A 25,380-nucleotide genomic window follows, 5' to 3' on the forward strand; every position below is an offset into this window, starting at 1 on the left:
GCCAACTTGACAATGCCGTTCAAGGAGTTCGTCGATGACACAACTCGGTCTTGGTCTGGATCTTTCGACGAAACGCACGCGCAAGCGGGAATTTCTCGATGAGATGATGCGCGTGGTGCCATGGTCGAGGTTGATTGCGTTGATCGAACCGCACTATCCGAAGGGTAAGACAGGCCGCCGTTTCCGGTTGCGACGATGCTGCAGATCCACTTCATGCAGCAGTGGTTTGGTCTGTCAGACCCAGCGATGGAAGAGGCGCTTTATGACGTGCCGCTGTATCGTGAGTTTGCGGGACTGGGCGAAGGTATGACGCGTTTGCCGGACGAGAGCACGATTCTGCGGTTCCGTCATCTTCTCGAAACGCACGGTCTGGCCGCGCAGATGCTCGCGGTGGTTAGAGCGTGTTAGGCACTTTTGTTAAGGGCTGCAAAGTGAACGAGCATGAGCACGGAGAAGACGACGAAGTGCAAGCCAGCCAAGGTTTCGGGCAATCGCTCGTAGTCTCTGGCCAGTCGGCGGAAGCGGTTGAGCCAGCCGAAGCTGCGTTCGACCACCCAGCGGCGCGGCAACAGGACGAAGCCCTTTTTTGCCTCCGGCAGCTTGATGACCTGAAGCTCGATACCTTCGTCGAGTGCGGCCTGTGCAGGCTCTTCGCCGGTGTATCCCTGATCGGCAAACGCCACCATGACAGTCTGGCCCGTGGCCCGCTGAACCTGGCGCGCCAGTTCTCCGACTTGCGCGCGCTCCTGTTCGTTGGCGGGCGTCACATGCACGGCAAGCAACTGCCCCAAGGTATCGACCGCCATATGGACCTTGCTGCCGCGTTTGCGTTTGTATCCGTCGTAGCCGGCACGAGACCCACTCTCGCAGGTCGACTGCAGGGTACGCCCGTCGAGAATGACCGCGCTGGGTTGACCACGGCGCTCCTGCGCGACCCGGATGATCGAACGCAGATCGTTGACCATGGCCTCGAAACAGCCCGCCTGAATCCAGCGTTGTGTTTGCTGATAGACCAGTTCCCACGGTGGAAAGTCATTGGGCAACAAACGCCACGGCGCACCCGCGCGAACGATCCAGCGCAGCGCATTGAACATCTCGCGCAGTTCGTATCTGCGATGCGGTGCGTCTGTGTTCATCAGAGTCAGATAGGGAGCCGCAAAGCTCCATTCATCATTCGACACATCTGTCGGGTAGGGTCTGCGTTTTGCCATCTGGCCAGGATACCAGGTCTGGCCGCAAGTGTCTAACACGCTCTAGGACGCGGACCTCACTATTCGTTAGTCATATAATGCAAGAAAAGGATAAAAAGGCAGTCGGTCGGAACCAGGCAGCCGAACACTTCGTTGCGTGGGTCTACTGGTTGACTGGGACTAGACACCTAGATCAATGGCATCACGAGCGCCCCAATATGGGGCTTGGCGGGGTAACACCGAAACCTTCTAAGCAACCTTCGATTAGAGGAGCGCATCACCCCCGCATACGCGATTTCTACCCTCGCGTTTGGCGAGATATAGCGATAAATCGGCCAGATGCATGAGCTCCTCGACGGATGGGGTTCTTAACGGATGTCCGGTCGCATACCCGATGCTGACCGTAAAAAGTGGCAGCGCTTCTACAGATCTCGCGAGTCGATTCATTTCGACGTCGCGCCTGATCGCCTCTGCAATCTTTGCCGTTTGACCACTGTCCGCGTTGGGCAACACAGCAACGAATTCTTCCCCGCCGTAACGGGCTGCAATGCCTCCGCACCGTTGCATGTGTGTGCAGAGGCACGTCGCCAGAGCTCTCAGTGCATTGTCTCCTTGAGCATGTCCATACTTGTCGTTGTACTGCTTGAAATGGTCGGCATCGATGAACAGGAGGGACAAGCTGCTGCTACATGCCTGGTGAAGTTTTTCCCATTCGTCTTCCAGTGCAGCGTTGAGCGCACGGCGATTCAATAGGCCCGTCAGGGCGTCTCTATGCGTAAGATCGATCAGCAGTTCCTGTTTGCGAAGATTTTCACGCAGCGCAAAAGCGAGCAACCAGACAACGGCACAAAAGAGCGCACAAATGCTGAAGGCAGCGGAACCCACTGTCCAGGCCATCTGCCTGAAGTTCGCAAGTACGTCCTGCTCCGCGGGAGCCACGACAGCAATCAACGGTGTACCCGGTACGTGCTGAAAGGTGTAGAGACGCAATGTCCCATCAATATGTGAATATGCCGTGTAGAATCCGAAGTCTTGGCTTAGCATGCGGTCGAAGGTCTTCGAGCGACGCAAGCGAATCATCTGGTTGTCGCTTAACGACGGATTTCTAGACAGAATTGTGCCATCTGTGCGCAAAATTGCGCTGATGCCATGTGGCCCTACATCAAGTCTGGATAGCAACTGATCGAAATAGGCCAGATCGATCGCCACCACTGCGATGCCGTTAAAGGTATGACGCGGCCCCTCTATACGACGAGACAATGCAATAGATTTCGTGCCGTCACGCGAGCGAGCTTGATATGCTTCGGACACGTATAGGCCAATATCCTGGTTATCGCGCTGAACTGTAAAATAGTCGCGGTCGCTGAAGTCCCAGTGATGGGAGCGGCCGCAGCAGCCATCGATTAGCGTGCCGGACCTGTCGGTTACGCCCATTCCCGTTACATACTGCGCTGCAGTGCGTCGGAAGAGCAGAGCATGCCTCAACTCAGCATCCATACGTCTCACCTCTGGCCTTTCAAGGTCAGAGGTGAGTAAAACGAGAGCATTGTTCGAGGTTTCGACTGTGCGTGCGATTTCGCTGACGAGCACAGCTGTGACGTTACGCGACGTCTCGTGCGCATGCTTGACGACTTCGCTTTTCGTCAAATACAGCGTTAGCGCACTGATGCATAGTGTTGCGATCGACATCAGCGTGCCAAGTCCGCCTACCACAACATGGTTGCGTCCCGCCCATTTGGCGACTTTCTCGATGATAGTGGATGCGGTCATCGAATGATATGAGTCTGGATCTAGAAGACCGGATGTTGTGTAAACTCGGGTTAACGGCTGGTAGGTTAAAAAATCGAGACTTGATTGAAAGTCATAGTGGGGGCGAGAATGCGAAAGCGCGGTGCAGCGATGAAGGTAGGCAACATCCGCGACTAGGCAAATCGCCTTGCGCGGCGAGCAGGCTATCCGAACGGTGCTGCGCTAGGATCAGCGTGAGACTGGATGGGTTGCCCGCGCCGGTGCATGTCCGCGGGACGCGGCGTCGCTTCCGGATCGATCCAATCATTCTACGTACCGCGTAATCGAGCCACCGCCGGATGTAACTCCGGCAGGCGCTGGCTGCAGCCAGTGCAGCACAGCTATTTGCCGAGGCGATGTATCATCGCCTCGGCGGCGGCTCGATGCCGTCCTGATATTGGGCACCGAATATCGACCGCGGCGAGTTCGCGCGGGAGAATCATAGTTCGGGCACGCTGAAGGCTGCCTTCACGGTCTTGTCTTCGTCTTCTGTAAAGGCGTGCAAATGCCGCCGCTCCTCTCGCCTAAGACGTGGCCGCTCAAAATCAGACAGCAGGATAAGTGGAACATCGGGGGCGTTTGCCAGCGATAACGCGCGCAAAGGAACCTTGTCGCCGATTCTCTCGTCGAAGCGCCGGGCAGTGCTTCTTTACCGGCGCGACCCAGCGTGGTTCGCGTGAGGCTGCTCTTCATCGTTTGACGCAGCATCGCGCGGGCGATGTCGAGCACACGAACCGTTATCTTTATGCTCTCGAGTTAGCGGAAACCGAGCGTAATGATGAAGTACTCCAAAGAGCTGCGCCAGCATTTGCTGGTAGTCTTAGCGGAGTTTCGCCGATACCTTCGTCACCGCATTGCGCAGGATCGTCAGCGCTTCATTGACGATCGCATCGCTCACGGTCAGCGGCGCGAGCAGACGCACCGTATTGCGGTGCACGCCGCATTTGATCACCAGCAGACCGTCTTCACGGCATTGATCGATGACGGCCTGGGCGAAGTCGGCGTCGGGCTGGAACGGGTCGCTGTTGCGCACGAATTCGAGCGCGGCCATTGGGCCGAGACCCCGCACCGTGCCGATCGCCGCGTGGTCGCGCGCGATCTGTTCAAGACCGGCGTGAAGCTTCGCGCCGAGCGCGCGGCCCTTCGCCAGCAACTGTTCTTCTTCGAACACGTCGAGCACCGCGAGCGCCGCCGCGCAGCCGAGCGGATTGCCGCCATACGTGCCGCCCAGGCCGCCAGGCAGCGGTGCGTCCATGATCTCCGCACGGCCCACAATACCCGAAATCGGCAGACCGCCCGCGAGACTCTTCGCAACCGTGATGACGTCGGGTTGAATGCCGAAGTGCTGGAAGCCGAACATCTCGCCGGTGCGTCCGAAGCCCGCCTGGATTTCATCGCAGATCAGCACGATGCCGTGACGCGTCGTCAGTTCGCGCAGCGCCTGCATGAACTCCTTGCCCGCCGGGAGAAAACCGCCGTCGCCTTGCACCGGCTCCAGAATGATCGCCGCGACGCGGTCGGGCGCGATCTGCGTGGCGAACAGGTCTTCGAGCGAGCGCATCGCATCGGCCGCGCTGAAGTTGCGGTACGCGTCGGGATAGGGCGTGTGATAGACCTCGCCCGCCATCGGACCGAAATTCTGCTTGTACGGCGCGCTCATGCCGGTCAGCGTCGAGCCGAGCAGCGTGCGGCCGTGGAAGCCGCCGCGGAACGCGATCACGCCCGGCACCTTGCGCCACGCACGCGCGACCTTGATTGCGTTTTCGACGGCTTCCGCGCCCGTCGTCGAGAAGAACGACTTGTAGTGTGCGCCGTTTCCCACGAGCGTATTGAGGCGCTCGGCCAGTTGTGTGTAGACCTCGTAGCTGACCACCTGGAAGGCCGCGTGCGTGACCTTCGCGAGTTGCTTCTGCACGGCGTCGATCACGCGCGGATGGCTATGGCCGATGTTCTGCACGCCAATGCCGCCGACGAAGTCGATAAAGCGGCGGCCTTCGACGTCCCACAGTTCTGCGCCTTGCGCCTTTTCGACGAACAGCGGATGCGCGGTGACGACGCCGCGCGGCACGTGATGCTGGCGATGTTCGATCAGGGATTGATTGTCGCGGGTCATGTCAGGTTCTCTCTGGTTTGTTTGATACCGTATTCGGACGGTGTTGAGCAAAGGTGGATCAGGCCGCTACGCGGGTTCGTCGGTGCCGGTACGCACAGTTGGGTTCGCGCTGGCGATGGCTTCTGCAAGATGCTGTGCAAGATGCTGCGCCGTGCGGCCGGTGAGCTTGCCAATCTGCGAGCGGCAGCTGAAACCGTCGGCGACCATGATGGCGTCGTCGGGCAGCGCGGCGAGCTTCGGCACGAGTTCCTTTTCGCCGACCGCTTTCGCCACGGCGGCGGTTTTGTGGTGATAGCCGAATGCGCCCGCCATGCCGCAACAGCCGGTATCGAGCACCTTCGCGCCGAGGTTTTTCTCCGCGCCCGCGCCGCCGCATGCACGCTGATGGCAATGCGTGTGCACATGCACAGATTCTGCGCGAGAACCTTCGCCCGGCAACGTCGATGGAAGATTCAGCCCGTTTTTCTGGGCATATTCTGCAACGGTGATGCACGAAGACGACAATTTGCGCGCGAGTTCACCGGCCTCGGCATCATGGCCGATCAACGCCAGCATTTCGTCGCGGAACACGGAAAGACAACTCGGTTCGAGAATCAGCACGGGCACGCGGGCGGCAACCGGCGCGCGCATCATCTCGACGATATCGAGCAGGTTCTTCTTCGCCTCGTCGAGCAGGCCGACGTCGTAAAGCGGACGCCCGCAGCAGACATGACGCGGCGTGAGGCGCGGCGTGCCGCCTGCGGCTTCGACCACGCGCAGGGCGGCGTCGAGCACGGCGGGCGAGAAGCCGTTGTTGAACGTGTCGGTCCAGACCACGACGTCCTGTGCGCCAAAGCGCGCGGGCCACGGCGCGATCAGCTTTTTCGCCGCCGGCGTGTCGCGGAAGGCCTGCGAAGCAATGGCGGGAAACGCCGCGCCTTCAGCCAGGCCAAAGCGCTGCGATGCCTTTTTGACGAGCCTGTTGCGCATCGCGCCGTTGACGAGCCCGCTTACGCGCGTGGCAACCGGCAGCCATGCGCCGATCCTGCCGACCGCCGCATCCATCAGCGGACGACGCCGCGTCTTGTAGTAGCGATGCAGAAATTCCGCGCGGTACTTGGGAATATCCACGTGTGTCGGGCAATCGTTCTTGCAGCCTTTGCACGAGAGACACAGATCCATCGATTCCTTCACGGCTTCGGCGTTACGCGTTTCGTCGATCACCTCGCCGTTGAGCATTTCGAAGAAGAGGCGGGCGCGTCCGCGCGTGGAATTGCGCTCCTCGCGCGTCGCCTTGAAACTCGGACACATCGTGCCGCCGTCCATCGAGCGACATTTGCCCATGCCGATGCAGCGCTCGGTTTCGCGCCCGTATCCGCGTTCTTCGAGTGTGTCGACGGGCGCGTCGTTGCTGGCGGGATTTGCCGCCATCGGATACGTGAACATGCCCTTCACGTTCCCCTGGCGATACTGCGGACCCATGCGCAGATTCTCGTCCACCGGCATCGCGTCGATCAGCTTGCCGGGGTTCATCAGCCCTTGCGGATCCCACAGCGCCTTGAATTCGCGGAACGCCTGCATGAGGCGCGGCGTGTACATCAGATGCAGGAATTCGCCCTTGGCCTGGCCGTCGCCGTGTTCGCCGGACAGCGAGCCCTGGTACTTGACCACGAGCTTTGCGGCTTCCTCCAGGAATGCGCGCCAGTCGCGCACGCCGCTGGCCGAGCGCAGATCGAAGGTGATGCGCGAATGAATGCAGCCGTCGCCGAAATGGCCGTACAGATTGGTCTTGTAGCCATAGCGCTCGACGAGCGCCGTGAATTCGCGCAGATACGCGCCGAGCAGTGCGGGCTCGACGGCGGCGTCTTCCCAGCCGACCACCGGGTCGGGCGCGGCGGGATCGCGCGACAGCGAGGTCGCCGACGCGCCGGTTTCGCGGATCGTCCACAGCCGGTTCATCAAGGCCGCGTCTTCGACGAAACGCACGCTCGGCTGTTGCGGAAAACGCTGCGCCGCGTCGGCCATCGCGCGCGCCTGGGCGATCGCGGCGTCGCGCGTGCTCGCGCCGAATTCGACCAGCAGCCACGCGTCGCCGGCGGGCAGTTCGGCGATGTCGTCGAGCTTGAGTCCCAACGCCTTGAGACCGCCGACGATGCCCTGGTCCAGCCCTTCCATCGCAATCGCGCCGAGCGGCAGCAGATGCGGCACGCTGTCCGCAGCATCGAAAATGGTATCGAAGCCGAGCACGACGAGCACGCGCTCGGGCCGACCTTCGACGAGCGTGACCTGCGCGCGCAACGTGGTGGCAAGCGTGCCTTCGCTGCCGACCAGCGCGCGCGCGATATTGAAACCGTTCTCCGGCAGCAACTGATCGAGGTTGTAGCCCGAGACGCGGCGCTTGAGTTTCGGAAAGCCCGCGCGGATATCGTCCGCATAGCGCTCGGCGAGTTCGCGCAGACCCTTGACGATGCGCGCGCGTTCGCCACCGGCTGCGAGATGCTCGGCGTACGCGGCGGCGTCGGTCGGGCCGACCCAGAAGCGCGCGCCGGTCGCGGTCAGCACGTCGAGGCGTTCGATGTTCTCGACGGTCTTGCCCGCCATCACCGAATGCGCGCCGCACGAGTTATTGCCGATCATGCCGCCGAGCGTGCAGCGGCTATGCGTGGCGGGATCGGGACCAAAGGTCAGACCGTGCGCGGCCGCGGCTTTTTTCAGCTGATCGCAGATCACGCCCGGCTGCACGATTGCGTGACCCGCTGCGGCGTCGATCGATTCGATCGCGTGCAGATACTTCGAATGATCGATACAGATCGCTGCGTTGACGGCCTGGCCGCACATCGACGTGCCCGCGCCGCGCGGCAGGATCGCCACGCCGAGTTTCGCGCACAGTTCGACGGTGGTTTCGAAGTCGTCGATCGTGCGCGGAATCACGACGCCGATCGGCGGCTGGCGATAGTTCGACGCCTCCGACGCATACATCGCGCGCGTGGCCGGATCGAAACGGATCTCTGCCGTGGTCTGCGCGCCGAGTTGCTGACGCAGCATCAGCATCTGGTTGAGATCCGGCGCGCCGGAACCGTTGGCGTGCATCATGGAACCTTCTGGAATACGCGGCATGGCAGCATTGAGCGGCGCTTCAGCATGATTCCCTGCAATGCCGTGGGTCAGTATGGAAAAGCCGTTCATTTTTAGAACCTTGAAGGTGTTACCGGCCACGGCACGCATGTACGGGGAGCGGGAACCCTGCAGCAGAGCAGTCACCGTTTTGCTGTCACTCGAATTGCTCAGATAATCAATCGAGTTGTCCCTGACAGACGTACTTGATGTGCATGTACTCCTCGATGCCGTGCGTCGAACCTTCGCGGCCGTAACCGGAGTCCTTTACGCCGCCGAACGGTGCGGATTCGGCGGCGAGCGCGCCTTCGTTCACACCGACGATGCCGCTTTCGAGCGCATCCGCGAGACGCCAGATGCGGCGCACGTCCGTCGAATAGAAGTACGCGGCGAGACCGAAGGGCGTCGCGTTCGCCTGCGCGATCACATCGGCTTCGGTGTCGAAGCGCGTAATCGGCACGACCGGGCCGAAGGTTTCTTCGCACGAGCAGTCCATCGACGGCGTCGCGTCGATCAGCACGGTCGGCGCGAAATAGTTCGCCGAAGCGCACTGTTCCGACTGCACGCGCGTGCCGCCCACGATCACTTTCGCGCCGTTTTCCACGGCATTGCGCACGTGGCGCTCGATCTTGTCGACCGCGCGCGCGTTGATCATCGGGCCGATCTGCGAGGCGGCGTTGGTGGCCGGACCGACGACGAGCGCGCCCACGCGCGCGGCCAGTTTCGCGACGAAGGCGTCATGCACGCCCGCCTGCACGTAGACGCGGTTCGGGCACACGCAGGTCTGACCGCCGTTGCGGAACTTCGAGATCATCAGGCCCTCGACGGCGGCGTCGAGATCGGCATCGTCGAACACGATGAACGGTGCGTTGCCGCCGAGTTCGAGCGAGAGCTTCTTGAGCGTGTCGGCGCTGCGGCGCGCGAGATGCTTGCCCACGGGCGTCGATCCGGTGAAGGTGATCTTGCGCACGCGCGCGTCGTCGAGCCAGACGTCGACCACGGCGGGCGTGTTCTCGCGCGAGGCGGTGACGATGTTCAGCACGCCCGCAGGCACGCCGGCTTCTTCGGCTAGCTTGACCAGCGCGAGCGACGTGAGCGGCGTATCTTCGGCAGGTTTGCACACGACCGTGCAACCGGCGGCGAGTGCCGGAGCGATCTTGCGGGCGATCATCGCGGCCGGGAAATTCCACGGCGTGACCGCGGCGATCACGCCGACCGGTTCGCGCAGCGCATACATGCGGCGGCCCGGCACGGGCGCGGGAATGATGTCGCCGTTCGTGCGCGTGGCTTCTTCGGCGAACCATTCGACGTAGCTCGCGGCGTACAGCACTTCGCCCTTGCCTTCGGCGAGCGGCTTGCCCTGTTCGCGCGAAATCAGTTTGCCGAGGTCCTCGCTGTGCGCGACGATCAGATCGTTCCAGCGCTTGATGATCGCGGCGCGCTGCTTCGCCGGGACCTTGCGCCATGTGGCGAATGCGTTGTGCGCGGCGTCCACGGCGCGCTTCGCGTCTTGTGCGCCGCTGTTGGGGACTTGCGTGAACACGGCGTCGGTGGCCGGATCGCTGACCGGGAACGTGCTGCCGTCGACGGCTTCCACCCAGGCGCCGTCGATGTAATTGCGGCCCGGGAGCAGGGAATCGCTATCAAGACTAAAGGGCATTTCGTAATCCTGAACATAAAGTGCTCCCATGACGACCATGGTTGCATCAGCGGAGCAATGTGTGTTGTGTGTATCTGGAGCATACGGCGGGCCAATTCGTGTTGAATCCCCGGCCTGCTGGTATGCAATTACCAAGGCCACGCGACGGTTCGCCCCTTTCCGCTTGATATGGCGCTTTGGTAAACCAGACGTGCAACCGTGAGATCCTGTAAGGCGAGTCCGGTCATGTCGAAGACAGTAATGTCACTGTATTCGCGCTGGAACGGTACCTTGCCGACGAGCACATCGCCGATCTCGGTGCATTGAATGCCGCTAACCCATTGGCACTCGCCGATCGACTGTGCCTGTTGCCTGTCGTCAACGAAAACGCGTGCGCGTTCCAGCACGTTGGGCGGCAATTCGCGCTTTCCGGCTGTGTCAGCGCCAACACAGGTGAGGTGCGTACCGGCTTGCATTGCCGTCGAATCGAACAGCTGCTGGCGACCCGGCGTAGCGGTGATGACGACGTCGCTCAATGCGACGGCATCGTTGCGGTCTCTTGCTACGCGAATCGTGCATCGGTCACGGAATTGAGCCTCGAAGCCATGTTCCGGCTCGCCAGACGCACTTACGTATTGAACGTCGTGCAGATTCGGCAGGGTGCTGAGTGCGTACGTAAGCTGGATGTGAGCCTGGACGCCGGTGCCAAACAGGCAAAGCCGCTCGCTGTCTTCTCGCGCGAAGGTTTTCAGGCCCAATGCACCCGCAGCACCAGTGCGGGCAGTCGTGATTGCGTTGCCGTCCAGAATGACTTGTGGCCGACCTGTCGCGGGATTGATCAGAAGAATTGTTGCCTGATGCGGTTCGCTCCCTGTTTGACGATTGGATGGCCAAAACCCCGCCGCCTTGAAGCCGAGGAGGTTCTGGCCAGCAACATCTCCCGCCTTGATCCCGAAGACACCTCCCGTATGCAGCTTTTCTCGAATGACCGGAAAAACACGGCCGGCACCCTGACTGTGAAGAACAAAGGCCTCGCGGACGGCGCCAAGTACGTCTTCAGTTTGCAAAGCGAATTCGACCGATTCGTTGTCCAGCAGAAGGAGTTGCGCGTAGGCATCCATAGTTCTAGAGATTTAACGAGAAAATAGCGTGTATCGAATTGGTCTGACCAGACCGTATTCCCGTGCGTTTACTGCTATTTACCAGCCGTGAAAACGCGGCCACGTTTGCAATTCGCCGTCCGGCTTGACCGCGATATAGTCGGGGTACTGTGCACCGGTGGCGCAAGCGTGATTCGGCAGGATGCGCAGTCGCGTTCCGATCGGGAAGTGCTTTTCAATATCGTGATCAGGCGTACCAACATGCGAGATGATTCCGTGTTCCTGGTTTGCCCCCGACATCAGGTAGCTGTCCAGTACCTCGCCCTGCTCGTTGCAGACGAGACCGTATCCAAAATCTTGCTTTTGCTTTTGCGTGCCACGATCCCGGCTCATCGCCATCCACCCCGCGTCGACGATCACCCAACCTTTCTCGGCCTGGTGGCCAATCACCGTGGTGAGTACACTGAGCGCGATCTCGGACGTTTCATTAACGCCGACGTTGTGCATGACAAGATCGAAGAACACGTAAACACCGGCTCGCACCTCGGTCACTCCTTCGAGATGTCCGGCGGCGAGTGCAGTAGGGGTGGAGCCAATGCTCACGACTTCGCACGGCAAGCCTGCTTCACGCAGGCGCTGCGCCGCTCGCACGGTGCCAGCACGCTCCTGCTCAGCAATGTGTGCAAGCGCTTCCGGCGTGTCGTATTCATAGCTCGATCCTGCGTGTGCAATCACCCCACCCAGGTGCATCCCGCCTTCCACCAGGGCGGTTGCGACAGATATGAGCGTTGCGTCTTCGGGGGGATGCCGGAGCGGTGACCATCGACGTCAATCTCGATCCAGATCTCGAATGCTTCACTGTGCTCTTGACCAAAGGCGACGATCGCTTCTGCGCTGGCGACGCTGTCCGTGACAAGTTTCAGATCGCAGCCTGCGCGTCGTAGCGCGAGTGCCTGAGGCAGCTTTCCCGGTGCGATACCCACCGCATAGACAACGTCACTAATGCCAGCTGCAAAGAATTGCTCGGCTTCCTTGAGCGTGGATACGGTAATGCCGCACGCGCCCGCCTCGAGCTGCGCACGTACGACGGGTTCGCATTTGGTGGTCTTGACGTGCGGCCGGAACGCGACGCCTAGCGCGTCAAGGCGCTGTTGCATGCGCGCAATATTGTGGTTCATGCGCGCGACGTCGATCAGGGCGGCCGGCGTGTTCAACGACTGCAGATTCAAAATTCGACTCCTTGCGAGATACCGGCGCACAGCGTTGGGCAACGGAGCTGCGCAGCCTGGATGGAGTTCCCACTATAGGAGTCGGTTTTCAGCTTGTGTTTAACGGACGATAAACCGATCGTTAAACCGGATTAACGCCTGCCGGCTGTCTCCAGGGCGGAGGATCGAGGGCCCGCTTCGCGGCGTCGAGGAATAATCGCTGACGGTTCGTCACGCCGTGACGCGAAGGCAGTAGCGCCATGATCGGTGCCGGCTCCAGCCTCCATGCGGGAAGCACTCGGACCAGCTTGCCGGAGGCGATCAAACGTGCAGCATCCCATTCCGAGCGTTCGATAATGCCGAGGCCGGCAGTCGCCCAGTCGCTGATTACAGTGCCGTCGTTCGACGAAAGTGCCCCTGACAGTCTCACCGTGATTCCCTTGGCGCCGGGCTTGTGTGAGTCGCCCGCGGGCATAAAGCGCAGGCGCGTTACGTCCTCATCGTTCTCGCGAAGTGTCAGGCATTCGTAGTGTGAAAGGTCAGCTGGATGGTCCAGGCGATCAATTCGCTTCGCGTATGCGGGACTCGCACACAGGAAGCGTTCGTTTGGTGCGAGGAAATGGCCGACCCACGATGACGATTTGGCTGCACCGATCGACAACACGATGTCCGCGCCCGAGGCGGCAGATAGCGGACTCTCCGCAAGAATCAGTGAAACCTCCAGCTTGGGATGCGTGAGATGCATTTCACGAAGGAGGGGCGCAATGTGGGTACGGCCGAACCCGAATGGCGCGACTACACGCAAATGTCCGCTGACGCTTCCCGATTGCTCAGCTACGCGGGACGCAATCGACTCGATCCTCTCCAGCAGCTCGATAGATTCTTCGAGTAACTTCAGGCCTTCGTCGGTAAGGGTAACGCCGCGTGCTTCGCGCACGGCCAGGCGCAAGCCGAGGCGTTCCTCCATGCGTTGCAGGCGTACCGACACGGCCGGCGGTGTGAGGTTAAGCAGGCGCGCGGCAGCGGCGAGCGAACGGGATGCCCCCAGTGCCCGAAACAGCCGCATGTCGTCAAGTTCGATCATTAAATGGCCCTAAATCATACGTTCAATAGATATTAAACACGCCAAAAATCCCGCCCCGTATCGTGTGCTGCGAGCCGGAACGATGGCTGTCCTGCCCGCGAGCAGCGCCAAGGCGGCGCGTTCTCACTGACTGAGACGGCCGCAGCACCGTCAGAGGCCGCTCATAGGGGCCCGAAGCAATGCTGGTGGCATCGCCCAGCCCCGATGATCGGCGCAGACTGGATCTTCGGTCATTAAATTTTTCTTAATGCGATGTTAGTCGGCGATTAATTGATATTTATTTTGATCGCGGATAATCGATTCAACGGTGGTGCCAGCCGTACCCCGGCAGGCGCCCGGGAAGAGATCGCATCGCAACGACAATCATTAAGGTGTACGTATGAATATTAAGGCGACTGAAAGCTCCATGCAGAAAGCGTCGACAACGCCCCCGAACTACAGACTGATGACGTCGGCGGACATCCCCACCGCACATGCGATGTCGCTCGCAGTGTCGTGGCCCCATCGTCCCGAGGACTGGCAGTTCGCACTGGATGCCGGCACCGGCTTCGTCGCGGAACTGGATGGCGACGTGATCGGTACTGCACTTTGCTGGAAGCATGGGCCAGAGCGTGCTTCTCTGGGTCTCGTAATCGTGTCCGACGCATATCAGGGGCGGGGCATTGGCCGCACGCTCATGGAGATGCTGCTGAAAGAGGTGGGTGAGCGCGTAACGTTTTTGCACGCGACACCGGCCGGACAGCCGCTCTATGAAAAGCTGGGTTTCAGCGTCTGCGGTCTGTTGAACCAGCATCAGGGTCGAGTGACGGAGACTGTCCCCGTCGTTTTGCCGGATAACCTGCGACTTCGTGATGCCCAACCCGGCGACGTTTCGGTGCTCTCCGCGCTCGCGGCGAGTGCAACTGGTCTCGAACGCGCCGCAATGCTTGCCGCATTGTTCCAGGTTGGCACGGGCGTTGTGCTGGAGCGTGACGGCGCGATTATCGGCTTCTCTGTTTTCCGTAGTTTTGGGCGCGGCTACGTGATCGGGCCGGTTATCGCGACGAACTCGGAGGACGACCTGCATGCGAAGGCGCTAATCGGCTACTGGCTGGCAGGGCGTGAGAACGAGTACATCCGGGTTGACGTACCCGACGGATCGAGTGTCGACGATTGGCTGGCCGAGCAGGGGCTGCCGTGCGTCGACTCTGTCGTCAAGATGGTACGCAATGCTCCCGCAGACGCACATCGCCGTGCTCCGCATCCTGATCTTCGCTGGTACGGGCTGATCACTCAAGCGATGTTCTGACCGATAACGCGGTGGCGACGCTCGCCTGCGTGGAGCGGGCTGCGTCGTCACGTGGATCGTTGCTTTGCATGGCAGTCAGCGATTCGACCCAGTGAATACACGAGGAGTGATGGGCATGACCGAGCAGGAAAAAACAACGGGTGGCGTGACGCGACGCGACATGCTGAGACTGATGACGGCGGGCGGCGCTGCGATGGCGGGAGGCGGTTGGATTGGCACTGCATCGCGCGCATTCGCAGCGCCTGCGCCAAAGAAAGGAGGCTCGATCCGAGTCGCCTATGACACGTCGTCGACCGCCGATACGCTGGATCCGGCAAAGGCGTCAACCGGTTCCGACTACATCCGCTGCTTCACGTTCTATAGCAGCCTGACGACTCTCGACGGTACGCTGACGCCGCAGATGAATCTCGCGCGCAGCGTCGAGTCGCGCGACGGACGTGTCTGGATGATCAAGCTTCGTCCCGGTGTGACCTTTCATGATGGCAAGTCGTTGACGCCGGCTGACGTGGTGTTTTCACTGATGCGGCACAAGGATCCGAATACCGCATCGAAAATCAAGGTGCTCGCCGAGCAGTTTACCGAAGCAAAGCAGACCGGGCCCGACGAAGTCACATTGACTCTGGATTCGGCGAATGCTGATCTGCCGGTCATTCTGGCGACGCCGCAGTTGGTCATTGTGAAAGCGGGCTCGACCAACTTTACGACTGCGGTTGGCACGGGTCCGTATCGGTTGAAGTCCTTCAAGCCCGGCGTGTCGACCGTCGGTGTGCGCAACGAGAGCTACTGGAAAACTGGCGCAGGCCCTTACCTCGATCAGATTGAGTTGATCGGCATTAGCGATGACGCCGCGCGCGTGAACGCGCTCCTCGCTGGCGACGTGCATCTGATCAATTCGGTGAATCCCCGTCAGACGCGACGTATCAGTTCGACGACCGGCTATGCGATGAAGGAAACGAAGTCCGGGCTTTACACCGACCTGATTATGCGTCGCGACAACCCTCTGACGGGCAACCCGGATTTCGTGCAGGGCATGAAATTCCTGTTCGACCGGGAGCAGCTGCGTAGCGCGGTTTTTCAGGGGTATGCGGTGGTTGGCAATGATCAGCCGATCCAGCCGGGTCATCGCTATTTCAATGCGTCACTGCCGCAGCGTCCCTACGATCCGGACAAGGCAAAGTTTCACTTCCAGAAGGCTGGTGCTGTGGGTATCGCCCTGCCGCCAATGTATGCGACGACCGACGCAAATGGCTCGATCGAGATGGCAGAGCTTTTGCAGCAGGCCGGCGCGAAGATCGGTGTGAACCTGAGCGTGAACCGCGTGCCGTCCGACGGGTATTGGTCGAATCACTGGATGAAGCATCCCCTGGGCTTCGGAAACGTGAATCCACGTGCCAGTGCTGACGTGCTGTTCAGCCAGTTCTTCAAATCCAACGCGCCGTGGAATGAGTCCGGGTGGAACAGCCCCAAGTTCGACCAGTTGCTCGCCGCGGCGCGCTCGGAGACGGATGAAGCGAAGCGCAAGCAGATGTACGGTGACATGCAGGTAATCGTATCGGAGCAGTGTGGCATTGGGATACCCGCTTTCCTGAGCTTCCTCGATGCGTATGACACGCGTCTGCAGGGACTCGGCTCGATTCCGACAGGCGCGATGATGGGTGGTGCGTTCGCTGAATACGTTTGGTGGAATGCGTGATGCAATGCCGGACGCACCCGGCATCGCCAGGTGTGCATATGGCACGCACGGTGACCGCTCACGCGTCCGGTGATGAAGCGAACGGGGATTCGCATTCTTGCGTCCCCGTACGCGGGATTGACGGAGGTAGCAAATGAATCGCGGCATGGCGATATTGATTACGCAGCGGGTTGGGGCGGCGCTTCTAACCTTGCTATTGGTGTCGGCGATCATCTTCGTGATCACGAACCTGTTGCCCGGCGATGCAGCGCAGGCGGCCCTCGGCCAGTCGGCTACGCCGGAAACGGTCGCGGCGCTCCGGCATCAGCTCGGACTCGACCAGCCGGCATGGCTGCGTTACGTGCATTGGCTGAACGCGCTGGCCCACGGTGACTTTGGCATGTCGTCGTCGAGTAACCTGCCGGTCGCGCAGCTGATTGAGTCTCGCTTGCCGAAGTCGCTACAACTCACATGGATTACCGCGCTGGTGTCGGTGCCGATTGCCGTGACTGGTGGCATCGTCGCCGCGGTCAACCGAGACTCCTGGATCGATCGGGTGATCAGTCTTGGCACGCTTTCGCTGATCGCAACTCCGGAATTCCTGATTGCGACCGTTGCTGTTCTCGTGCTTGCGGTCAAGCTGCACTGGCTATCCGCTCTGTCGTACGGCGGGGAAATCGACAGTCTGCACGATTTGCTACGCGCCTATGCAATGCCGGTTATGACGCTGTGTGCCGTAGTGATTGCGCAGATGGCGCGGATGACACGCGCAGCCGTTCTTGAGCAACTGAACGCTTCGTATGTCGAGATGGCACTGCTAAAAGGCGCTCGCCCGGCGCGCCTGATCCTGAGACACGCACTTCCCAATGCAATTGGGCCGATTGCCAATGCAATTGCGTTGAGCTTGTCCTATCTGTTAGGCGGCGTGATCGTTGTCGAGACGATTTTCAACTACCCCGGGCTCGCAAGCCTGATGGTCGACGCGGTAAGCAACCGCGATCTCGCGCTGGTTCAGGCTTGCACACTGCTGTTCTGCTCCGGCTACCTGCTACTGGTCCTGTTCGCGGACCTGTGCGCGATCCTTTCCAATCCGAGGCTGCGGACATGATGTTCTCCCGAATTCGTTCAGATCATGCAGGCGCCGCCGTCGCACGCCCACCTTTGTCCGTTTTTCGCCGCGTCGCCAGCGTGCGTCTGTCGATCGGTGGTTGGTTAGGCGCAGTGCTGGTCGCACTTGCGCTTTTCGTTGCGCTGTTCGCGCCATGGCTTGCGCCGCATCAGGTAGGCACGATCGTCTCCCAGGACCTGTACGGTCCGATCAGCGTGAAGACCCCGCTGGGCACAGACTACCTCGGGCGGGACATGCTGAGCCGGATTATTGAAGGCACACGCCTGACAGTGCTGCTCGCGCTCGCGTCGGCACTGTTGTCGGCGATCGTCGGGACGCTGCTCGGGTTGCTCGCTGCCGTTTCGGGTCCGGCCGTCGACGAACCGCTGAGCCGTCTGCTTGATGCCTTCACGTCGATCCCGTCGAAGATGTTCGCGCTAATGTTCGTCGCTGCGCTTGGTTCGTCGTTGACCCTGCTGGTGCTGACTGCTGCGGTCAGCTACATGCCGGGCTCGTACCGCATTGCACGTGCACTGGCTGTGAACATCGGTACGTCTGAGTACGTGCAGGTCGCACGATCGCGTGGCGAAGGTGTGCTGTACATCGCGTGCACCGAGATGCTGCCGAACATGATTCATCCGATGCTGACCGATACAGGGCTGCGTTTCACATTTATCGTACTGCTGCTGAGCAGCCTGAGTTTTCTCGGCCTTGGCGTGCAGCCTCCGTATGCGGATCTGGGCTCGCTGGTACGCGAGAACATGACAGGGCTGGGGAAGGTACACCAGTCGTGATCTTTCCGGCGCTGGCGATTGCGATGCTGACTATCGGCGTCAATCTACTGGTCGATGGTTTGCCGCGACGCGGCCGTCGCATGGCTAAGAAATCGGGAGGTCGGGCATGACTACCACGAAGCGTGATGCAGGTGTCCACGTGCAGGTGCGCGGACTGCGCGTTGTTGGCAGCCGCCCCGGAGAACCTGACACGACGATCGTACATGGCATTGATCTTGATATCGCGCGCGGTGAAATACTGGCGCTCATCGGCGAGTCCGGCTCAGGCAAGACGACGATCGCGCTGTCGCTGATGGGGCATGCGCGCGGGGGCTGCCGGATTGCAGGGGGCACGGTACGCGTCGGCAACACTGATGTTCTTGCGCTCAGTGCCCGTGAGCTTGCCGCGCTGCGCGGACGGCGCGTGGCCTACATTGCGCAAAGCGCCGCCGCAGCCTTCAATCCGTCGCGAACGATTCTCGACCAGGTGATCGAAAGTGCTTTGATCCACCACACGATGTCGAAGGCCGCAGCTCAGGCAAAGGCGATTGAGCTGTTTCGTGCGCTTGCGCTGCCGCAACCGGAAACGATTGGTCGGCGGTATCCGCACCAGGTATCGGGTGGGCAATTGCAGCGACTGATGGCCGCGATGGCGCTGATCACCGATCCCGAAGTGGTTATCCTCGATGAGCCGACCACAGCGCTGGACGTGACCACCCAGGTCGATGTGCTGCGTGCATTTCGCACTGTCATTCGCGAGCGCGGCATGACAGCCGTGTATGTGTCGCACGATCTGGCAGTGGTCGGCCAGATGGCGGATCGCATCGCGGTACTTAGCGAAGGCGTTGTTCGCGAGATCGGCGCAACGGCGCAGATTCTACAGGCCCCCGAGCATCCCTACACGCAGAGCCTTGTTGCGGCGGTCACGCCGACAGATCTCCCTGCGCGTGAGCGTACGACCGACACGACGGATGCACCATTGCTCGAAATCCGTCGCGTTGCAGCGGGCTATGGGCGTCGCGACGCAAAGGGATGGCCGGAAAAGATGATCCTCAACGATATCGACCTGACAATCCGTCGGGGAGAAACGGTCGGAGTGATCGGCGAATCGGGTTCTGGCAAGTCGACGCTTGCGAAGGTGATCGCGGGGCTCGTGCCGTCGTGCGGGGGGAGCGTGCTGCTCAATGGAGATCCGCTCCCGCGTGGCCTGCACGGGCGAACGCGCGATCAGTTCCGGCGCATCCAGATCGTATTCCAGAACGCGGATACTGCGCTGAATCCCGTGCACACGGTTGAACGCACGCTCGCGCGGCCACTCGCGTTCTATCACGGATTAAAGGGGGAGCGTGCGAGGCGCCGGGTGGCGGAACTGCTGGAACTGGTGAAGCTGCCGTCATCCATCGCGCAGCGTCGCACGACCGAGCTGTCGGGTGGTCAGAAGCAGCGCGTCAATCTCGCTCGCGCGCTCGCAGCCGAACCCGATCTGATCCTGTGCGATGAGGTGACTTCGGCGCTGGATACCGTAGTCGGCGCGGCAATCCTCGATCTACTGCGAGATCTGCAACGCCAACTGGGCGTCTCGTATCTGTTCATCACGCACGACATCGCGAAGGTCCGCGCGATCAGTGACGACATTGTCGTGCTCTACGCAGGGCATCGTGTCGAATCGGGGGATCGGCACGCACTGTCGGCACCACCTCTGCACCCGTATTCGCATCTGCTGGTGTCGTCGGCACCCGAGCCTCGTGAAGGCTGGCTCGATGAGGCGAGCGAACGCTGCCATCGGCCGCTCGCGCCGATTGGCGACGTCGCGTCGGACCCCGACCTCTGCACGTTCCTGGCACGGTGTGCTTTGCGGGTGGACGGCGTTTGCAACCGGACGGCGCCGTCACTGCGGACCTTCGGAAATGGCGCGCAGGTGCTGTGTCATCGTACGGAGGCGGATCTCGCTTTGCTGCAGGCGGAAGCCGCACCGGCGCTCTGAGCCTGTGGCACGAAATCCTGTGCGGGCACGAATGGGGCGTTGTGGGTCAGTGCGGTGGTCGATGCTGTTTAGCCGCGCGCTGGCTTGCGTCTGCACGATATCGAGACTTGCCAGCCGCTGATCGCAGATACGGCTCGTGACTGGCCGGCCTTGTGCGGGCCGCTTCACTTCAACGATAAAGGTTCGAACCCAGCGGTTTCAATCTGCGTGTAGCTGCGAAGAGCATTAAATCTTCTTTAACGCTGGCTTTATTGATCGTTCAACAAAGCCCGTATGCGCTACTCGATAATCAGTCCAACGAATTTCATGAAGCCAGATATCAAAGGAGTTTTTAGACCATGCGCGTACCGCTGACCCGGATCGACGCTAACGACCCGCTGCCGACCCACGCCGATGTCGTTGTAATTGGCGCGGGGATCGTCGGCGTATTCACTGCGTGGTTTCTTGCGAAGCGCGGGATGAAGGTCGCCCTCGTGGAGAAGGGCCTTGTCGGCGGCGAGCAGTCCAGTCGCAACTGGGGCTGGGTGCGTCAGCAGAACCGCGATGCGCGTGAATTGCCGATCGCGACTGAAAGCCTGCGACTCTGGGAGCAGTTCGAGGCCGAATCCGGCGAGACGACCGGTTTTCGCCGCGGCGGCCTGCTGTATCTGAGCAATGACGAAGCCGAACTCGCCCGCTGGGCACGCTGGTGCGATTTTGCGCGCTCGGCAGGTGTAAGGACAGAGGTGTTCGGTAGCCGCGAAGCGAGGTCGCGTGGTGAAGCGACGGGCCGTGACTGGAAAGGGGGCGTGTTTGCGCCAACCGATGGCACGGCTGATCCAGGCCGCGCAGCGCCCGCAGTCGCAGCGGCGATACGCAAACTTGGTGGCTCGGTCCACCAGAACTGTGCTGCGCGCGGCATTGAAACATCGGGTGGACGTGTCTCAGCGGTAGTCACGGAGCACGGCACGATTCGCACGCCTATCGCGGTGCTCTCTGGTGGCGCCTGGGCGTCGACTTTTTGCCGGCAGCTCGGCATCCGGTTTCCCCAGGCCACGATCCGGGCATCGGTTGCCGCTGTATCGCTGCCAACCGGCTCGCTGCCGGATGCGCTGCACACGTCGGGCATTACGATAACGCGACGGGGCGACGCGACCTATACGCTCGCAATCAGCGGTATCGCGCGCTTTGATCCCACTTGGCAGAAGGTGCGGTATTCACGGGACTTCCTGCCGATGTTTTCCTCCCGCTGGCGCAGTCTCAGCTTTGGCACGTTCGAGGGTGTCCGTTCCGGTCACGAGAGCAGCGCTCGGTGGCGGCTCGACGAGCCGACGCCAATGGAGCGTATGCGTGTGCTTGACCCAAGCGTTGACGAGCCGACTGTCGCGGAAATCCGTCGCCGTGCTGCGGCGTTGTGTCCGGCGATCGCTGCCGCACCTGTTGCTGGTGCGTGGGCTGGCTATATCGACATGACGCCGGATGGTGTGCCGGTGATTGGTGAATCGGCTCAAATTCCAGGGTTTGTGTTCGCAGCGGGGCTTAGCGGCCATGGCTTCGGTATTGGGCCTGGTGTCGGCCACCTCACCGCCGATATCGTCAGCGGCGCTACGCCGATTGTCGATCCGCAGCCCTATCAGCACGCAAGGTTCGAGCAATCCGTCTGGGGCAAGGTTGCCGATTTCTAAGCAGCACCCGCGAGACAATTCGCCAAATTTTTCGATTGCATGACCGGTATCTGGCTCTTTTGCACTGATGCCGACACATCCACACTGAGGATTCGCAGATGACAACGCTTCGCCCGAAATACATTACCTTCGATTGCCACGGCACGCTTATCCACTTCGAGATGAACGAAGCGGCTCACGCACTGTACGGGGCGCGCCTGGCGCCGGACCAGATGGCGCGCTTTTGCAAGGTGTTTTCCGCGTACCGTCTGGATGAGGCGATGGGCGACTGGAAACCGTATGCGCAGATCGTTCACAACGCGCTGGAGCGCGCGGCAAGAGCCTTCTCGCTGCCGTTCCGTCCTGAGGACGCACTGGCGATCTACGAAAGCATCCCGACATGGGGCCCGCACCCGGATGTGCCGGCAGGTCTCGCAAAAGTCGCGAAGGAGATTCCGCTGGTGATCCTGACGAATTCGATGGACGCGCAGATCCAAAGCAACGTCGCAAAGCTCGGTGCGCCGTTTCACGCAGTGCTGACGGCACAGCAAGCCGGTGCCTACAAGCCGCGGCTGCGTGCGTTCGAGTACATGTTCGACACCCTGGGGTGCGGTCCGGAAGACATCCTGCACGTCTCGTCTTCGTTCCGCTACGACCTGATGTCGGCGCACGACATGGGTGTGAAGCACAAGGTGTTCGTCAATCGCGGCCACGAGCCGGTGAATCCGTTCTACGAGAACATCGAGATCCGCGATATTTCTGGCCTCGCCGGCGTCGTCGGTCTGTAATGCACGCAATGCCGATGCGGCGCGCAGTCGTGCGCTGACGCACCGGCATTGTCTGTTCTGCGCAAGGAAATCCTGATGCAATTCTCATCATACTGGCTGGACACATCGGAGCCGTTCGTATCGCGCTCGGTGGGGCTACCTGTCGATTCGTGCGACGTGGTGGTCGTGGGCGGAGGCATCACTGGTACGACTGCCGCGCTCGCGCTCGCGAAGAAGGGCGCGAGCGTGGTCGTGTGCGAAGCTGGCACGGTTGGTCAGGCTGCGTCAGGCCGCAATGGTGGCATGTGCAATAACGGATTCGCGCAGGATTACGGAACGATGTCGACGCTGATCGGTGTCGAACGCGCGAACGAGTTGTACCGCGCGTTTGATGCTGGTGTCGACACGGTTGAGCGGCTCGTGCGCGAGGAATCCATTGACTGTGACTTTGCGCGTACCGGCAAGCTGAAGCTCGCGGCGAAGCCCGCACACTTTGACAAGCTCGCGCGTAGCCACGAGCTGCTGGCTGCGCACGTTGATCCTGACACTCGCATCCTGACGCGCGCTGAGTTACGCGACGAGATTGGCTCCGACCGTTATTACGGTGGCTTGATCTTCGGCAAGAGCGCAGGGATGCACGTTGGCCGCTATGTGCGTGGCCTCGCGCGTGCAGCCGAAGCGCGTGGCGTCCACATTCTTGAGCACAATCCGGTGCTTGCACTCAACCGGGAGCCTGGCGGTGCATACAGGATCGGCACGCCGCGCGGAGAGATCCGTGCAAAGCAGGTGCTGCTCGCGAGCGGCATCTCCCAGGTCGGTCCGTTTGGCTGGATCCGTCGACGCATCGTGCCGGTCGGCGCGTTTCTGATCGTGACGGAAAAACTGCCAGTCGAAGTGCTTGACCGGCTGTTGCCTCGTCGTCGAATGGCGACAGACACGAAGAATTTCGTCAACTTCTTCCGCACCACGCCGGACAACCGGCTGCTGTTTGGTGGCCGCGCGCAATTCGCGGTGTCGAGCCCCAGCGCTGACGGAAAAAGTGGTCAGATCCTGCGGCAACAACTCGCGAGCGTGTTCCCTGAACTGGCTGATACCCGTATCGATTATTGCTGGGGCGGGATGGTCGACATGACAAAGAACCGGCTGCCGCGCGCCGGGCAGCGGGACGGCATTTACTACTCGATGGGCTACAGCGGTCACGGTACCCAGATGTCGACGCTGATGGGCACTCGCATGGCGGACATCATGGACGGCCGTACGGACCTGAATCCGTGGAAGGATTTTTCTTGGCCAGCGATCCCTGGCCACTTCGGCAAGCCGTGGTTCCTGCCAATCGTTGGAGCCTGGTACCGATACAAGGACGCAACGCAATGACAACACCGCTGGAATCACCTCTCGATCAGCTGCGCCGCACAGGGCATCTCAGCCGTATTTTTATCGACGGTGAATGGACGACGCCCGCCGGGGCGGAAAGTGTACCGGTCGTCTGTCCGTCGACCGGTGAGACGCTGGCCGAATTGCCGCTCGGCGATGCCTCCGATGTTGATCGCGCGGTGCAAGCCGCGCGTCGCGCATTCACAAGCTGGTCTGGCACGTCCCCTGACGAACGGGCAGTGTATCTCGCGCGACTGCATGCGTTGATGCTGGCGCGTGCTGAGATTTTTGCTCAGGCGCTCACGACCGAAATGGGTGCACCGATTGCTTATGCACGCGGCGCACACGTGCCGCTCGCGGCCGAACATTTGCGCGTGGCGCGCGACAATCTCGTCGACTATCCGTTTCGCAGGCAGCGCGGTGCGACTGCAGTAGTGCGCGAGGCGATTGGCGTCTGCGCGCTGATTACACCGTGGAACTGGCCGATCTACCAGATCACGGCCAAGGTCGGGCCGGCGCTTGCGGCTGGGTGCACGGTCGTGCTCAAGCCGAGCGAACTCTCCCCGCTGTCCGCGCTTCTGTTCGCCCAGATCGTGGAGGCCGCTGGTCTGCCTGCCGGGGTGTTCAATCTGGTGAATGGCACTGGCCCTGAAGTGGGCGAACGACTTGCCGCGCACGACCAGGTCGACATGGTGTCCATCACCGGCTCTACGCGTGCCGGCGTACTGGTCGCGCAGGCAGCCGCACCCACCGTCAAACGGGTCGCACAGGAGCTTGGCGGCAAGTCTCCTAATGTCGTCCTGCCGGATGCAGATCTGCAACGCGCCGTATCGCTCGGCGTCGCAGCTGCATTCCGTAACATGGGGCAGTCTTGCAGTGCGCCCACACGCATGATCGTGCCACGCGCGCTCCTGCCTGCGGTTGAAGAGCTGGCTATTGCAGCCGTCGAGGCCATGGTCGTGGGAGACCCGTTCTCCGACGGCACGACACACGGTCCACTGGCGAATCGTGCGCAGTTCGAGCGCGTGCAGACGATGATCGGGGCGGGCATCGAGGAAGGGGCAAAGCTGCTGACGGGTGGCCTCGACAGGCCGGAAGGTTTCACGCGTGGCTGGTTTGCGCGACCCACGATCTTCTCGGATGTTCGCACGGACATGAAGATCGCTCGCGAGGAGATTTTTGGACCGGTACTGTCGATCCTGCCATACGATACCGTTGAGGAAGCGGTCGAGATTGCGAACGACACTGTCTACGGGCTCGGCGCGCATGTTCAGGGCACGGACCTCGACGCGGTGCGTGCGGTTGCCGCACAGATCCGGTCGGGACAGGTACATATGAACTACCCGGCCTGGGATCCGCAAGCGCCGTTCGGCGGCTACAAGCAGTCCGGCAATGGACGTGAGTACGGTGTCGAAGGGATGGAAGAATACCTGGAGATCAAATCGATCCTCGGGTATTACGCTTAAGACAGCGGCGTGGAGGCATAGCGATTATGAGCAGCGCATGCAGCGGTTCGCGGGCATCTGGTATGCCGCTGCCAACTTCGATAGTTGCTT

15 protein-coding genes and 3 pseudogenes are annotated in these 25,380 nt (G+C 61.1%); 10 read left to right on the forward strand and 8 right to left on the reverse strand.

Annotated features, from left to right (window positions below; genetic code table 11):
• Nucleotides 1-34: 34 nt before the first annotated feature.
• A pseudogene (locus G5S35_RS37630) lies at nt 35-396 on the forward strand (transposase); the annotation flags it as partial.
• 8 nt (nt 397-404) lie between these two features.
• Here the strand turns inward: G5S35_RS37630 and G5S35_RS37635 are convergent.
• The 8 genes and pseudogenes from G5S35_RS37635 to G5S35_RS37670 all read right to left on the reverse strand — a co-directional run bounded on the left by G5S35_RS37635 (nt 405) and on the right by G5S35_RS37670 (nt 13,215).
• On the reverse strand, nt 405-1,211 hold the full coding sequence (locus tag G5S35_RS37635; protein ID WP_074987920.1) for an IS5 family transposase: 807 nt from the start codon (nt 1,209-1,211) through the stop codon (nt 405-407).
• A 243-nt stretch (nt 1,212-1,454) separates the two neighbouring features.
• On the reverse strand, nt 1,455-2,960 hold the full coding sequence (locus G5S35_RS37640; RefSeq protein WP_183040831.1) for a sensor domain-containing diguanylate cyclase: 1,506 nt from the start codon (nt 2,958-2,960) through the stop codon (nt 1,455-1,457).
• Between the two features lie 838 nt (nt 2,961-3,798).
• The gene (gene gabT, locus G5S35_RS37645; RefSeq protein ID WP_183040832.1) at nt 3,799-5,091 is read right to left on the reverse strand and encodes a 4-aminobutyrate--2-oxoglutarate transaminase; all 1,293 of its coding nucleotides are present in this window, start codon (nt 5,089-5,091) and stop codon (nt 3,799-3,801) included.
• Nucleotides 5,092-5,157: 66 nt separating this feature from the next.
• Nucleotides 5,158-8,163 (reverse strand): FAD-binding and (Fe-S)-binding domain-containing protein, encoded by a 3,006-nt coding sequence (locus G5S35_RS37650; protein ID WP_338048751.1) that lies wholly within the window; start codon nt 8,161-8,163, stop codon nt 5,158-5,160.
• Nucleotides 8,164-8,362: 199 nt separating this feature from the next.
• Entirely contained in the window at nt 8,363-9,844 is a 1,482-nt protein-coding gene (locus tag G5S35_RS37655; RefSeq protein WP_144005108.1) for an NAD-dependent succinate-semialdehyde dehydrogenase, read from the reverse strand.
• Nucleotides 9,845-9,972: 128 nt separating this feature from the next.
• Nucleotides 9,973-10,944: an ornithine cyclodeaminase family protein gene (locus G5S35_RS37660; RefSeq protein ID WP_074987671.1), complete on the reverse strand. Its 972-nt coding sequence runs from the start codon at nt 10,942-10,944 to the stop codon at nt 9,973-9,975.
• A 78-nt stretch (nt 10,945-11,022) separates the two neighbouring features.
• Nucleotides 11,023-12,152, reverse strand: a pseudogene (locus G5S35_RS37665) (DSD1 family PLP-dependent enzyme).
• A 121-nt stretch (nt 12,153-12,273) separates the two neighbouring features.
• Nucleotides 12,274-13,215 carry a LysR family transcriptional regulator gene (locus G5S35_RS37670; RefSeq protein ID WP_074987669.1) on the reverse strand — a complete coding sequence of 314 codons (942 nt, stop codon included), beginning with the start codon at nt 13,213-13,215 and terminating at the stop codon, nt 12,274-12,276.
• A 379-nt stretch (nt 13,216-13,594) separates the two neighbouring features.
• On the opposite strand from G5S35_RS37670, the gene G5S35_RS37675 reads away from it, so the two are divergent.
• The 9 genes and pseudogenes from G5S35_RS37675 (at nt 13,595) to G5S35_RS37715 (ending at nt 25,290) form a co-directional block, all read left to right on the forward strand.
• Nucleotides 13,595-14,503 (forward strand): GNAT family N-acetyltransferase, encoded by a 909-nt coding sequence (locus G5S35_RS37675; RefSeq protein WP_237182042.1) that lies wholly within the window; start codon nt 13,595-13,597, stop codon nt 14,501-14,503.
• A 115-nt stretch (nt 14,504-14,618) separates the two neighbouring features.
• Nucleotides 14,619-16,196, forward strand: coding sequence for an ABC transporter substrate-binding protein (locus G5S35_RS37680; protein WP_074987675.1), 1,578 nt, complete (start codon nt 14,619-14,621; stop codon nt 16,194-16,196).
• 133 nt (nt 16,197-16,329) lie between these two features.
• Complete coding sequence (locus G5S35_RS37685; RefSeq protein ID WP_074987668.1) at nt 16,330-17,283, forward strand: ABC transporter permease; 954 nt, start codon at nt 16,330-16,332, stop codon at nt 17,281-17,283.
• Nucleotides 17,280-18,187: pseudogene (locus G5S35_RS37690) on the forward strand (ABC transporter permease). The gene G5S35_RS37685 and the pseudogene G5S35_RS37690 overlap by 4 nt, the downstream one beginning before the upstream one ends.
• Nucleotides 18,184-20,040 (forward strand): ABC transporter ATP-binding protein, encoded by a 1,857-nt coding sequence (locus G5S35_RS37695; RefSeq protein ID WP_074987666.1) that lies wholly within the window; start codon nt 18,184-18,186, stop codon nt 20,038-20,040. The pseudogene G5S35_RS37690 and the gene G5S35_RS37695 overlap by 4 nt, the downstream one beginning before the upstream one ends.
• 338 nt (nt 20,041-20,378) lie before the next feature.
• Complete coding sequence (locus G5S35_RS37700; protein WP_074987665.1) at nt 20,379-21,704, forward strand: NAD(P)/FAD-dependent oxidoreductase; 1,326 nt, start codon at nt 20,379-20,381, stop codon at nt 21,702-21,704.
• A 98-nt stretch (nt 21,705-21,802) separates the two neighbouring features.
• Nucleotides 21,803-22,471, forward strand: a complete 669-nt coding sequence (locus G5S35_RS37705) for a haloacid dehalogenase type II (RefSeq protein WP_074987664.1) — start codon at nt 21,803-21,805, stop codon at nt 22,469-22,471.
• 75 nt (nt 22,472-22,546) lie between these two features.
• Nucleotides 22,547-23,824, forward strand: coding sequence for an NAD(P)/FAD-dependent oxidoreductase (locus tag G5S35_RS37710; protein ID WP_183040833.1), 1,278 nt, complete (start codon nt 22,547-22,549; stop codon nt 23,822-23,824).
• The gene (locus G5S35_RS37715; RefSeq protein ID WP_074987662.1) at nt 23,821-25,290 is read left to right on the forward strand and encodes an aldehyde dehydrogenase family protein; all 1,470 of its coding nucleotides are present in this window, start codon (nt 23,821-23,823) and stop codon (nt 25,288-25,290) included. The genes G5S35_RS37710 and G5S35_RS37715 overlap by 4 nt, the downstream gene beginning before the upstream one ends.
• Nucleotides 25,291-25,380 lie beyond the last annotated feature (90 nt).

It is taken from the genome of Paraburkholderia tropica, assembly GCF_014171495.1.
Lineage (GTDB): Bacteria > Pseudomonadota > Gammaproteobacteria > Burkholderiales > Burkholderiaceae > Paraburkholderia > Paraburkholderia tropica.

Coding starts and splice junctions, on each gene's coding strand:
- G5S35_RS37635 (WP_074987920.1), bottom strand. CDS start 1,211: ATGGCAAAACGCAGACCCTACCCGACAGATGTGTCGAATGATGAATGG.
- G5S35_RS37640 (WP_183040831.1), bottom strand. CDS start 2,960: ATGACCGCATCCACTATCATCGAGAAAGTCGCCAAATGGGCGGGACGC.
- gabT (WP_183040832.1), bottom strand. CDS start 5,091: ATGACCCGCGACAATCAATCCCTGATCGAACATCGCCAGCATCACGTG.
- G5S35_RS37650 (WP_338048751.1), bottom strand. CDS start 8,163: ATGATGCACGCCAACGGTTCCGGCGCGCCGGATCTCAACCAGATGCTG.
- G5S35_RS37655 (WP_144005108.1), bottom strand. CDS start 9,844: ATGCCCTTTAGTCTTGATAGCGATTCCCTGCTCCCGGGCCGCAATTAC.
- G5S35_RS37660 (WP_074987671.1), bottom strand. CDS start 10,944: ATGGATGCCTACGCGCAACTCCTTCTGCTGGACAACGAATCGGTCGAA.
- G5S35_RS37670 (WP_074987669.1), bottom strand. CDS start 13,215: ATGATCGAACTTGACGACATGCGGCTGTTTCGGGCACTGGGGGCATCC.
- G5S35_RS37675 (WP_237182042.1), top strand. CDS start 13,595: ATGAATATTAAGGCGACTGAAAGCTCCATGCAGAAAGCGTCGACAACG.
- G5S35_RS37680 (WP_074987675.1), top strand. CDS start 14,619: ATGACCGAGCAGGAAAAAACAACGGGTGGCGTGACGCGACGCGACATG.
- G5S35_RS37685 (WP_074987668.1), top strand. CDS start 16,330: ATGAATCGCGGCATGGCGATATTGATTACGCAGCGGGTTGGGGCGGCG.
- G5S35_RS37695 (WP_074987666.1), top strand. CDS start 18,184: ATGACTACCACGAAGCGTGATGCAGGTGTCCACGTGCAGGTGCGCGGA.
- G5S35_RS37700 (WP_074987665.1), top strand. CDS start 20,379: ATGCGCGTACCGCTGACCCGGATCGACGCTAACGACCCGCTGCCGACC.
- G5S35_RS37705 (WP_074987664.1), top strand. CDS start 21,803: ATGACAACGCTTCGCCCGAAATACATTACCTTCGATTGCCACGGCACG.
- G5S35_RS37710 (WP_183040833.1), top strand. CDS start 22,547: ATGCAATTCTCATCATACTGGCTGGACACATCGGAGCCGTTCGTATCG.
- G5S35_RS37715 (WP_074987662.1), top strand. CDS start 23,821: ATGACAACACCGCTGGAATCACCTCTCGATCAGCTGCGCCGCACAGGG.